Annotated in this window: 11 protein-coding genes; all 11 read right to left on the bottom strand. The window is 24.3% G+C overall.

Going from position 1 to position 11,480, the window contains the following annotated elements; translation table 11 throughout:
- Positions 1–384: 384 nt before the first annotated feature.
- A complete protein-coding gene (locus Q1J78_RS05140) occupies positions 385–2,100 on the bottom strand; it encodes an ABC transporter ATP-binding protein (protein WP_300279032.1) in 1,716 nt (571 codons plus the stop codon).
- Entirely contained in the window at positions 2,093–3,883 is a 1,791-nt protein-coding gene (locus Q1J78_RS05145) for an ABC transporter ATP-binding protein (RefSeq protein WP_300279035.1), read from the bottom strand. The genes Q1J78_RS05140 and Q1J78_RS05145 overlap by 8 nt, the downstream gene beginning before the upstream one ends.
- Positions 3,884–3,905: 22 nt before the next feature.
- Positions 3,906–5,342 (bottom strand): ABC transporter ATP-binding protein, encoded by a 1,437-nt coding sequence (locus Q1J78_RS05150; protein WP_300279038.1) that lies wholly within the window; start codon positions 5,340–5,342, stop codon positions 3,906–3,908.
- The gene (locus tag Q1J78_RS05155; RefSeq protein ID WP_300279041.1) at positions 5,330–6,067 is read right to left on the bottom strand and encodes a CbiQ family ECF transporter T component; all 738 of its coding nucleotides are present in this window, start codon (positions 6,065–6,067) and stop codon (positions 5,330–5,332) included. The genes Q1J78_RS05150 and Q1J78_RS05155 overlap by 13 nt, the downstream gene beginning before the upstream one ends.
- Entirely contained in the window at positions 6,024–6,620 is a 597-nt protein-coding gene (locus Q1J78_RS05160) for an MptD family putative ECF transporter S component (RefSeq protein ID WP_300279044.1), read from the bottom strand. Before Q1J78_RS05160 ends, Q1J78_RS05155 begins: the two co-directional genes overlap by 44 nt.
- 117 nt (positions 6,621–6,737) lie before the next feature.
- Positions 6,738–7,376, bottom strand: a complete 639-nt coding sequence (locus Q1J78_RS05165; RefSeq protein WP_300279047.1) for a TetR/AcrR family transcriptional regulator — start codon at positions 7,374–7,376, stop codon at positions 6,738–6,740.
- 113 nt (positions 7,377–7,489) lie between these two features.
- Complete coding sequence (locus tag Q1J78_RS05170; RefSeq protein ID WP_300279050.1) at positions 7,490–8,497, bottom strand: hypothetical protein; 1,008 nt, start codon at positions 8,495–8,497, stop codon at positions 7,490–7,492.
- 240 nt (positions 8,498–8,737) lie between these two features.
- Positions 8,738–9,787 carry an acyltransferase family protein gene (locus tag Q1J78_RS05175; RefSeq protein ID WP_300279053.1) on the bottom strand — a complete coding sequence of 350 codons (1,050 nt, stop codon included), beginning with the start codon at positions 9,785–9,787 and terminating at the stop codon, positions 8,738–8,740.
- Between the two features lie 223 nt (positions 9,788–10,010).
- Positions 10,011–10,244 (bottom strand): DUF1653 domain-containing protein, encoded by a 234-nt coding sequence (locus Q1J78_RS05180; RefSeq protein WP_300279056.1) that lies wholly within the window; start codon positions 10,242–10,244, stop codon positions 10,011–10,013.
- Between the two features lie 111 nt (positions 10,245–10,355).
- Positions 10,356–11,153, bottom strand: coding sequence for a 7alpha-hydroxysteroid dehydrogenase (gene hdhA / locus Q1J78_RS05185; RefSeq protein WP_300279059.1), 798 nt, complete (start codon positions 11,151–11,153; stop codon positions 10,356–10,358).
- Positions 11,154–11,322: 169 nt separating this feature from the next.
- Positions 11,323–11,480: zinc ribbon domain-containing protein (locus Q1J78_RS08695; protein WP_300279062.1), on the bottom strand; the 158-nt coding region annotated here is incomplete at its 5' end.

Here is an 11,480-nt window from a genome sequence, read left to right on the forward strand (position 1 = left end):
TTCTTTACTTCTTTGTTTATGTTAATTGTTTCCATTTTTTTCTCCTTTTCTATTTATAACTATCCTTTTTATTTTATCATAGTTTTAGGATATTTTTTAGATATTATTTTTATTAAGATTTATTTTGGAAGTGAATATATTATTTTTGAATTAATTTAATAAAAATATTCAACTATTGTACTCCAATTTTATGCAATAGTAATATATGGTAATTATATAATGCTAGTTAGAAACAAAAAATAAAAGAGTTTTTCAAAACGACTTTCCTAATAATCGCCAAAACTGAAAAACTCTTTTTAAAAATTGATTCACTTGTATCTACAATACATTTCCTGCTATATTTATTATAAATTCACTAAAATATACATTCTTAAAAATTTTCATTTATAGTTTTATCATCTTATGGTAATATCCTTCTAATTCTACTAATTTCTGATGATTTCCTTGTTCTACAATTCTACCGTCTTTTACTACAAGAATATTATCTGCTTCTTTAATAGTTCCTAATCTATGTGCTATTACAAGTAATGTTTTTTCTTTTACTAATTCGCTGATGGCTTCTTGTATATAACTTTCATTATCTGTATCAACACTAGCTGTTGCTTCATCTAAAATAATTATAGGTGCATCTTTTAATATACAACGTGCTATAGAAATTCTTTGTTTTTCTCCTCCAGATAATGTTGCCCCACCTTCTCCAACTATAGTATTAAATCCATCAGGAAGATCCATAATAAAATTATAACATCTAGCTTTTTTAGATGCTTCTATAACTTCCTCTTTTGTTGCATTAGGTTTTCCTATAGCAATATTATTAAAAATTGTATCTTGAAATAAGTATACTCGTTGAAAAACTATACTAATTGCTGACATTAATTCATTTAAAGAAATCTTCTTTATATTTTCACCTCTAACCAAAATTTCTCCAGAATTAATATCCCAAAATCTTGCTAAAAGGTTTGCTATAGTAGATTTTCCTCCTCCTGATTCTCCAACTAAAGCTGTCATTGTATTTCTTTTCATTTCAAAACTAATATCATGTAAAACCTCTTTTTCACCATATGAAAAGTTTACGTGATTAAAACAAACTTCTGGTTTTGAACTATCACTATTTATAATATGTTTTTCTCCTATATCTTCTAATTCTCTTTCATTCATTATTTCTTCAATACGATCTAATGCTGCATTCATTACTGTTAATCTTGTAGCTTCTCCATAAAAAGTTTTTAAAGGACTAAACAGATCAAATACAAATAAACTTAATCCTAATATATAAGGTAAGTTTATCATTTTTTTAGAGTAAAGATATAAAGCTAAACCTAAAATAATTGTAGCTCCAACACCATATATAATATTTAAAATCACTGTCCAAGGAGTTAATTTTTTTTCAAAACTTATAGATGTATCTTTTGATGAAGCAAAACTTTCTGTAAGAACCTTTGAGTTTTCCCCTAAAATATTATAACTTTTTATTACACTTATACCTTCTGCAAATGATAATACAGAATCGGTTAATTTTTCATTTTCTTTTTGTCTAATAATTGATTCTCTCATAGACATTTTATTCATACTATTTGCAATCAACATTGAAATTGCTATCACACATATAGCAACAAATCCTATTCTAAAATCTAAAATAAAAAGAAATATTGTAAGGACAAAAGTTGAAAGTATATAACTCATCATATTAGCAATAGTACTCATAGACACTTCTTCAATAAATGTCATATCTGAGCTTAAAACAGAATTTATTTTACCTAAATTTCCTGATGTAAAATATCCCATAGGAAGTTTTCTTAAATGATTTCCAAGTTCTATTCTCTTATCAGCAAAAATCATAAATCCAGCAGCACTTTGCAATTTATCACTTATAAAATGAACAAGTGCTTGAGCAAGTATTATAAAAGAAATTGCTACTCCTGCATATAAAAAATCTTTAGCTATAATAGTTTTATTAGTAAATCTTACTAATATAGTAAATGTTAGTAAAATTGGCATCTTACTTAAAATAGCTTCTAAGAATGAAAATAAAAATGCTATTAGAATTCTACTTTTATAATTACCTGATATTTTTAAAATTCTTGTTATCAATTTAAACATTTATATCACCTAACCTCTGATTAATTTTCCATTCTTTATTAAAGATTGCTGCGTTCCATAATTTTTGATATTCTACTGAATTTTTCAATAGTTCTTCATGTCTACCACTTGCAACTAACTTTCCATTGTTCATAACTAATATTTTATCTGAATCTATTATAGATGATAGCTTATGTGCTATCACAATTACTGTTTTATCTTTTACAAGTTGTTCAATAGCTTTTTCCATTTTTTCTTCATTTTCTGGATCTATAAATGCTGTAGCTTCATCTAAGACAATGATTGGTGCATTTTTTAAAATAGCTCTAGCAAGAGATATTCGTTGTCTTTCTCCTCCAGACAACATTTTTCCAGCTTCTCCTACTAAAGAATAAATACCATTTGGAAGTTTATTAAATATATCTATACATTGAGCTTTTTTCGCAGCTTCTATAACCTCATTGTCTGTAGCCTTTGGATTTCCAATGCGAATATTTTCTAAAATTGAATCATTAAATAGATATTGGTCTTGTGCCACATAAGAAATTTGTTTATTAAGTGCTTTAAGACTCATGTCTTTTATATTTTGTCCTCCTATACTAATACTTCCATCTAAAACATCATAGTAATGTACTAAAAGTTTAGCTAATGTACTTTTCCCTGATCCAGATTCTCCAACAATTGCTGTTTTTTCGCCTTCTTTAGCTACAAAATTGACATTATGAATTACATTTTTAACGTAAGTTACATGTTCTCCATTTTCATTTATTTTATTTAGTTGATATCCAAAAGTGACATTATCATATGAAATATTTTTTTCAATTCCTTTAAATTCATCTTTTCCTTGTTTTAAAATTTCTGTGTTTAATGCATTTTCTAAAGACGAAATTTTATAATTAAGTTGTGGTATAGTTGGTAAAAATCCTAACGCTTTTAATAGAGGGAATCCTATACTTAAAGATAAACATAATATTAATACTAAGTTAGATAAACTTGCATATCCTAAATATACAAAATAACCTCCTAGTGGTAATGTCAATATTATTGTACAAGGAAGTAATGCACTGTATAATGCCATCCATGGCCATGCAGTTTTATACCAAGCTAGTGCATAATCTCTATAATCATTAACATCTTTTGAAAAATTTTTGTATGATTCTGTTTGTTTATTAAATACTTTAACTACCTCCATACCATTTATATATTCAATAATAGTATTATTCATTTTACTACTAGCCATATAATATGGTCCCATTTTCTTTGTACCAGTTGAGTACATAAACATCATAGCAATGACACTTAATGGAATAGATGCTAATGACATTAATGATAATCTCCAATCAATACAAAACATTGTTATATATACTATTAATGGTACGATTAAATTAGCAATCCCTTCTGGTAGTGAATGTGCTAAAAGTACTTCTAAACTTCCAACATCATCTACAAATAATTTCTTTATAAATCCTGTTCCTTTTTCTTCGATAAAACCTAATGGAAGTTTTTCCATCTTTTTCTGTAAAGATACTCTAAGTTCAAGTAGTATATTATATGCTGCTTTATGTGAAATATTAAGCCCTATACCGCCTAAAAGTGCTTGTAAAATTAAGCAAACTAAAATACCAAAAAGTAAAAAAATACTCTCTATAAATTTAATTTCTGTACCTAAGATAAGAATATTTATAATTTTATATATAAATAAAAATGGTAAAACTCCCATAGTTACACTTATTAGCATTATAAAAATTGATAAATATATTGTTTTTTTGTGAGAACCAGCATATTCAAAAACTTTATTTAACATATTTTTACCTCCTTATATAAATTTATTTTTTATTTATAAAATTCATAATAATACTTTCATTTTTGCTAATGTTTATTTTTTTATAATAATTATTATCAATCATTAATACAGTATGGCATGTTTTGAATAGAAATTCTAAATCATGAGTTATTATAATAAAAGATGTATTTTCTGCTTTTTCTGTAATTAAATTAGAGATTATATTCATATTTGTATAATCAAGACCTGAAGTTGGTTCATCTAAAATTATTAATTTTCTATTAGACAAAAAAGATGTTATAACTGCTAGTCTTTGCTTTTGTCCACCTGATAATTTTTGTGGATGGCTAGTTTTTTTATTCCATAAATTTATTTCCTTTAGATATTTTCGTATATCTTCAAAATCATTTGTAGAATTTTTGTCTTTACAAAATATTAACTCATTTTCTACTGTATCAAAAAAAATTTGAGCATCTACGTCTTGTAATACAAAATATGAATTTCTTAATCGTTCTTTTTTACTATTTCCGTAACTTACATTTAAATATTTCTCTTTCAATCCACATAATGATTTAGCTAATGTTGTTTTTCCTATACCATTAGCTCCAATAATTCCCATTATTTCTTTTTCTTTGAGATCAAAAGTTAAATCTTTTATTAAAACATTTTCTCCTTGATATATATTAATTCTATTAACTTCTATAATACTTTTAGTTGATAATGTTTCTTTATTTGATATAAGCTCTTTTTCATTTAATATTCGTAGCTCTAATTCCTTACATTTTTTATTATTAAGAGTTCCTTCATGAAAAATTTCTTTTATACTTCCATCTTTTATATACATTAATCTATTATAAATTTCTTTCAAATAATAAAGTCTATGTTCAGATATTACTATTGTTTTACCTAATTTTTTTAATTTTAATAAAATGTCTTCAAATTTTTTTATACTAGTATAATCTAAACTGCTTGATGGTTCATCAAAAAAAATTATATCTGTATCATAGATAAGAGTTGTCGCAATAGCTACTTTCTGTCTTTCTCCACCAGATAGTTCAAATATAGATTTTTTCCTTAAATCAGTTATTTCAAGTAAATTCATAACTTCTTCAACTTTTCTTTTCAAAATTTCTTCATCTAAACCTAAATTTTCTCCAACAAAGGCAATCTCATCTTCAACAATATCACAAAAAAATTGATCTTTTGGATTTTGAAATACGTTTCCAATATATTTTGCAAGTTCACCTTTTTTATAGGATGATATATCTTTCCCTAATAAATTGATATTTCCATTTAAATTTCCACCATAAAAAGAAGGAATTAATCCATTTAAAAGCCTTAAAATAGTTGTTTTACCACAGCCAGAAGAACCTGTTAGTACAATAGTTTCTCCCTTTTTTATAGATATTTTTAAGTTTTTTAATATTAAATCTTCTCCGTACGAAAAAGTTTTTATATCGGCTTCTACTATATTCTCCATAAACTCACTCCAATCAGAACTATTTCAATTGTTAAAATAATAATATCAATATAAGTAAACCTTACATCATGAAAATTAGTTTTTTTACAATCATATTCTATTCCTTTAGATATTATAGAGCATGTTAATGTATCACTTATATCGATACATTTATATATTAATGGTATAAAATATAATTCAAATGATTTTATTGGTTTAAATATATTTAATTTAAATCCTCTTATTTTCATACCCATATTAATCTCTTTTAGTTTTAAATATATTTCTGGAATAAATCTAAAAAAAATTGTTATGCCTATACTTATAGTTTGATTAATCTTTAACTTTCTAAATGATGATATTAAATAAGAAGAACTATATAATGATAATATTTTTCCTAAAATGAAAATAGGTGAAAATTTTATAACTATGAGTATCATTGTATAAATTGAACCTATAAATATATTCCCTAAATGTTTTTTTAAAAAATACATTAAAGTCCATAATATAAATAAAGTTAACATTGTATAAATTGATTCATCAAAAGATATAGAAAAAAGCAAGATTAATGTAAAACTAAGTGATATTAAATATTGTTCCTTTCCACCTATTGTTATATTTATTGAAGTCAATAAAATCAATATAACTATAGTAATTGGATTAATTTTTTCCATTAATTGATATCTATCTTTAATATTTTTTCTACAAAACACTTTTTTTCTTCCTATTACTAAAAAATTTTTCATAAATATATATTCCAAAATACGCACCTATTATTGATGCCACAATTGCAATTACTAAGCATATTGAAATATTTTTAGGGGTATAAAAATTATATAAAAATCTTGCATAATCTTGTGTAAACATCGTTGGAAATTGTTTTGTAAGTCCTTCCACTCCAAATATAAATATAAAATACATAGCATGGAGTGAGTATACAAACATACCTGCTCCAAAAGCAAAACCTATTTTTACATTCTTATTTAAATAATTTTCTTTTTTAGCAATTATAAATTCTGCTAATATACCAGCTATTATACAAATTATAATTACTGGCCACATTCCCATAAAAGAATAAAATATGCCTAAGAATAAGAAATATAAAAATGCTGTTCCTCTCTCAGCAACTTGTTTGCACATTATAACAAATACTGGAGCAACTATTATTGTTGGTAGTGCTGATGATAGATATAGACTAGGAATCATACCAAAAGCTCCTGTCAAAAAACCTAATCCCATTGTCAATAAAAATCCAATAACAGAAAAAACTGCTATTTTAACAATACTTTTTAAATTCATTTTTTCTCCTCCTTATGATTTATAATATTTTCTGTTATTTAAACAGAATAGTATTGTAGTTTTATCTATTTTAATTAAATATAACTAAGTTATATTTGAGATAAAAAAAATATTTTTCTATAAACCTCTTATTTTCCCCCATCCTTCATTAAAGAATTTTGTAATTAATTCTGCATTTAATCTTGCTTCTTCTCTACTTTCAGAATGTACTGCAACTTCTGATAAAGCATAATAATACGCATGATTTATTAAATGAATTCCCATATCAGTTATTATATTTTTAACTTGATTCTCTCCATAAATCAAACTTAATATTTTTAAATGATTTTTATCTTCTATCTCAACAATCTCATCTAAAAAATTACTATATTTTGTGCCATAAGAACCAAATATCAGTAATTCAAATATTTCCTTATTTTCAAAAAAGTATAAAACCATTTCAATAGCACCTTTTGACTTCGATTCTAAAATTTTATTAATGGTATCTTTTGTAATAGGAGTTTCTCTTATATATATATCAAAACTTTTATCCTCATACATTTTATAATATTTTTTTATTTGACTTACAATTGGTTCTACTAATTCAGAAAAAAGAGCCTCTTTATCATCAAAGTGTCCATAAAAAGCACCTGTAGTAACACCTGATTCTTTACAGATAGCTCTTAAATTAGCTTTTTCAAATCCTTGATCTTTAAAAATTTTTTTACCACTATTAAGGATTCTATTATGTGTTACTTCATAATCTCCATTTGCCATAATCTATTTCATTACCTCCAAATATAACTTAGTTATATTGTAGCACCTTAAATATAACTAAGTCAATATTATTTTATTAGATAGATATTATATAATGAATTTCTTATTATTTTCTACTCATATTTTTTCCTATTCATTTCCAAAATATATTCATTAGTATAATCACAAAAATTTTCATCAAAATTCTTAAAACTATTTCTACTAACATTTTTATAATCATTTAAAATAGCATTTATAAGATAACCAATAATATTATTGACATTCCTTTTCTCTTTTACAATACTTATTTTCTCTTTTAAATACTCTACACCTCTTCCTTTTTCATTAAGAACATTTAAAATACTATTTACATCACTATTTGAAATATTATCAAAAGAGATTTTCAAAATATTTTCAGCATCGTTCTTATTAAATATATATTGTTGATGTTTTTCTTCTTCTTTTTCTGTTTCTTTTTGTACACCTTTCGTATTACGATTCGTACAACAGGCATAACTATTATCATTCATATATTTATTGCTATCATAATCACTTACTTTATCGTTCATATGTTTATTGCTATCATAATTGCTTACTTTATCGTTCATATGTTTATTGCTATCATAATTGCTTACACTATCATTCATATATTCATCGTTATTATAACTGTTTACACTATTGTTCATATCAATATTATCTATAATATCATCATCTTCCTTACTTTTTAAAAATTCATTAAAAATAGATTTTATTTTTTCATTTTCTATTTTTTTATATATAATTTTTATAAAATCAACGTTTTTTATTTCTTTTAATTCTTTTCTTATACAATCCTCTACAGGTTTTCCACCATTATTTAAGTTATATTTTCCCCAATTTTTTATACAAATTTCTCTAGTATTTTCATCATATTTTATTAAATTTAAATTATTTTCAAATCTATTCATTAATGTATTTATTACTTCTATACTAAACCCTAATTCAAAAGACATTTGTTTTCTTGTTATTTGGTAAATTCCAATCTGTTTTGTACTTGGATTTGTCAAAAGATATAAATAAAATAACTTATCATCAGGTGTCATATCCTCAATCACTTTAGAATCATTCCAAAAAATAGTCTGTACTGCTCTATATTTTGCCATTATATTTACCTCCAAATTAATATCTGTATTTTTAATATATTTAAATTTATATTATATGTTTAAAATTACATTTTAATAGCTTATTTTATAGATATCATTTTTGTTACTACAAAATCTATGTGCAAAATTGAGGTTTTTTATTTTGTATAAAGTCACATAAAATTATGACTACATTCATATAAATTTATGGCTATATAAAAAAATCTCCAGAAGAACTGGAGATTTCTTATTTTAATATTTTTAATTATTTATCTCTGTATCGTAGGTTTTAATTCTATTTGAATTAATTAAGAATATATATGTATTGACAATTTTCTTTGAAAAAATACTAAATAAATATGCTAGTAATATAGACATTGAAATACAAATTAATAGATAAAGATACTTATTACTCATTCCCATAAGTATATCTAAAAACATCCTATGAACTAAATATATTTCATAAGATATTCCTCCCAAGAATTTTAGTATTCTACTATTTAATTCGCATTTCATTAATATACATGGACAAACTAATACAAATAATATTGAACTTATCATAGCCATATAAATATTTGATTTGTGTATATTTGATATAAATGTATATATAAAAGAAGTCAATAATATTGTTGTTACTATAAGATAATATTTTCTTATAATATTTATTAAATATTTTTCATAATTAGCAAATATAATTCCTATTAAAAAACAATATGTAGCATTATACCACCATTCACCTTGCCCTAGTTTAAAGCAGATATAATTATAACTTGTAACTACCAAAAAAATTCCAAATATAGATAGATTTTCTTTTAAATATTTAAACGTTAAATAAAATCCTACATACAATACAATTATAGCTATCACATACCATTTGAAACCATCAATCAATCTTAATCCTAGTGTACAAGTAATTATTTCATACATAGAAAATTTAGTATGTAATACCAATCTATATACTGCTAAAAATAATATATTAGCTAATATAAAAGGTATCACTATTTTAGGAATTCTTTTTTTCCAAAAACCTTCTAAATAACCTTTTTTAGATTTATAACTTTTCATCAATCCATATCCTGAAAAGAATAAGAATATTGCTACTTGTAAATAACCTATATATCTAAAGAATAATAATTTACCTGGATTTTCTATTCTTTGTGATATATGATGTAACACTATAAGTATTGCTGCCAAACCCTTTATAGCATTTCCATTACTCATACTGAGTGGATTTTCATTGTAATCATTAAAGCTTAATATTTTTATATTATATAATACAATAATAAAAATACTTAAATATACTAATGTCATTTTCTCCCTCCTTTTTGACTTTTATAATATATAAAGCATATTATCATCTAATAAAACGACAATATATATAATATCTTAAATATCATAGCATTTAATTTATTTAATTTTTCAAAATATATTAATACACCCTTAATATACAGTATATCATTTGTTATAATACTTTCGCAATATTTTAATTAAATTATTTTTATTGTAAGAAATCTAATATATATTTTAAATTATTTTATTTCTCATAAAGTTCAAATCTATATTTCTGATTAGTAACATTATCCTCCCTATTTAGCTCAACTTCTTCTATAAACATTTCTAAAGGTCTAACAAATATTCCGTTATCACCATATAAAGCCTGATAAACCACTAGTTCTTCTCCTGTTTCAGTATGAGTTGCGATATCATGCACATAATAAAAGTTACCTTTAAAATGTCTATATAATCTTTTTGTTAAAATCTCTCTCATAATTATTTCCTCCTATAATTATTCGTTTCTATAGTTTAATTTTTTTAATTTAATTTTTTATTTTTAAAAAATATAAGACACTCAGTATATACTAAGTGTCTTTAAAATCATCTATCTTCTACTTTTCATATCTATCATATCTCCGTATAAAGGTGTTGGCATACCAAATCCACCTGATACATCGACTATCTGACCTGTTGTATATGCAGAATCATCGCTTGCAAAATACAATACTGTTCCAGCTATTTCTTCTGGAAGTCCCATTCTTTTTATAGGTGTGTGTTTTAAGAAGAATTCTTTAAATTCATCACTTAATTTATCTTTTACTGCATCTGTTGCTGTCATTCCTGGTAAAACAGCATTACATCTTATATTATCTCTTGCTGCTTGAGTAGCTATTATCTTAGTTAAATAATTTATAGCTGCTTTACTTGTTCCATAAGCGATTTGAGATATATCAGGACGTATACCTCCTACTGAAGAAATATTTATTATACTTCCACCACCACTTTTTGCCATATATGGTATAACAGCTTGAGATGTTAAAAATACACTAGAAATATTTATATCTACAGTATTAATAAATGTATCATATTCTGTTGATTTAATATCTAAATCTTTTTGAGGATCAGATGTTCCAAAATTATTTATAAGTACATCAATTTTTCCCTCTTTTTCAAATACTTCTTCAATCATAGCTTTATATGTTTCTTTTTCAGAAGCATTATTGTATACAAACTTTACATTACAACCTTCTGCATTTAATCTATCTGCAACATTTTTAGCTCTCTCAAGATTTCTAGCCGCCATATAAACAATAGCACCTTCTCTTGCACATCTTTCTACACAAGCAAGTCCTATTCCTCTTGTAGATGCTGTTATAATTACTACTTTATCTTTTAATCTCATATATTGCCTGCTACTCAAAATATGGACAAACATATCCATATCGAGATTTTTACTGTTTCAACCTATCTGCTTTTGGTTAATCATAAATTATACCTACTAACAAGTTCTTGGATAGTCCACAGTCGTAAATTCCCGACTAGCCATCGGTACATACTTACATTTGCTTTTATTATGCAATTTTGTAAGTTTTTGCATCTCTTAAATTAAAACTTGCATTTAAATCTCTATCTTCTTTGTATCCACATTCACATTTGTAGATTCTATCAGATAGTTTTAAATCTTTTTTGATTTTTCCACATTTATTACATAATTTACTTGATGGATAAA

Origin of the sequence: Peptacetobacter sp., from assembly GCF_029264495.1 — a bacterium.
GTDB lineage: Bacteria > Bacillota > Clostridia > Peptostreptococcales > Peptostreptococcaceae > Peptacetobacter.

Coding starts and splice junctions, on each gene's coding strand:
- Q1J78_RS05140 (WP_300279032.1), bottom strand. CDS start 2,100: ATGTTTAAATTGATAACAAGAATTTTAAAAATATCAGGTAATTATAAA.
- Q1J78_RS05145 (WP_300279035.1), bottom strand. CDS start 3,883: ATGTTAAATAAAGTTTTTGAATATGCTGGTTCTCACAAAAAAACAATA.
- Q1J78_RS05150 (WP_300279038.1), bottom strand. CDS start 5,342: ATGGAGAATATAGTAGAAGCCGATATAAAAACTTTTTCGTACGGAGAA.
- Q1J78_RS05155 (WP_300279041.1), bottom strand. CDS start 6,067: ATGAAAAATTTTTTAGTAATAGGAAGAAAAAAAGTGTTTTGTAGAAAA.
- Q1J78_RS05160 (WP_300279044.1), bottom strand. CDS start 6,620: ATGAATTTAAAAAGTATTGTTAAAATAGCAGTTTTTTCTGTTATTGGA.
- Q1J78_RS05165 (WP_300279047.1), bottom strand. CDS start 7,376: ATGGCAAATGGAGATTATGAAGTAACACATAATAGAATCCTTAATAGT.
- Q1J78_RS05170 (WP_300279050.1), bottom strand. CDS start 8,497: ATGGCAAAATATAGAGCAGTACAGACTATTTTTTGGAATGATTCTAAA.
- Q1J78_RS05175 (WP_300279053.1), bottom strand. CDS start 9,787: ATGACATTAGTATATTTAAGTATTTTTATTATTGTATTATATAATATA.
- Q1J78_RS05180 (WP_300279056.1), bottom strand. CDS start 10,244: ATGAGAGAGATTTTAACAAAAAGATTATATAGACATTTTAAAGGTAAC.
- hdhA (WP_300279059.1), bottom strand. CDS start 11,153: ATGAGATTAAAAGATAAAGTAGTAATTATAACAGCATCTACAAGAGGA.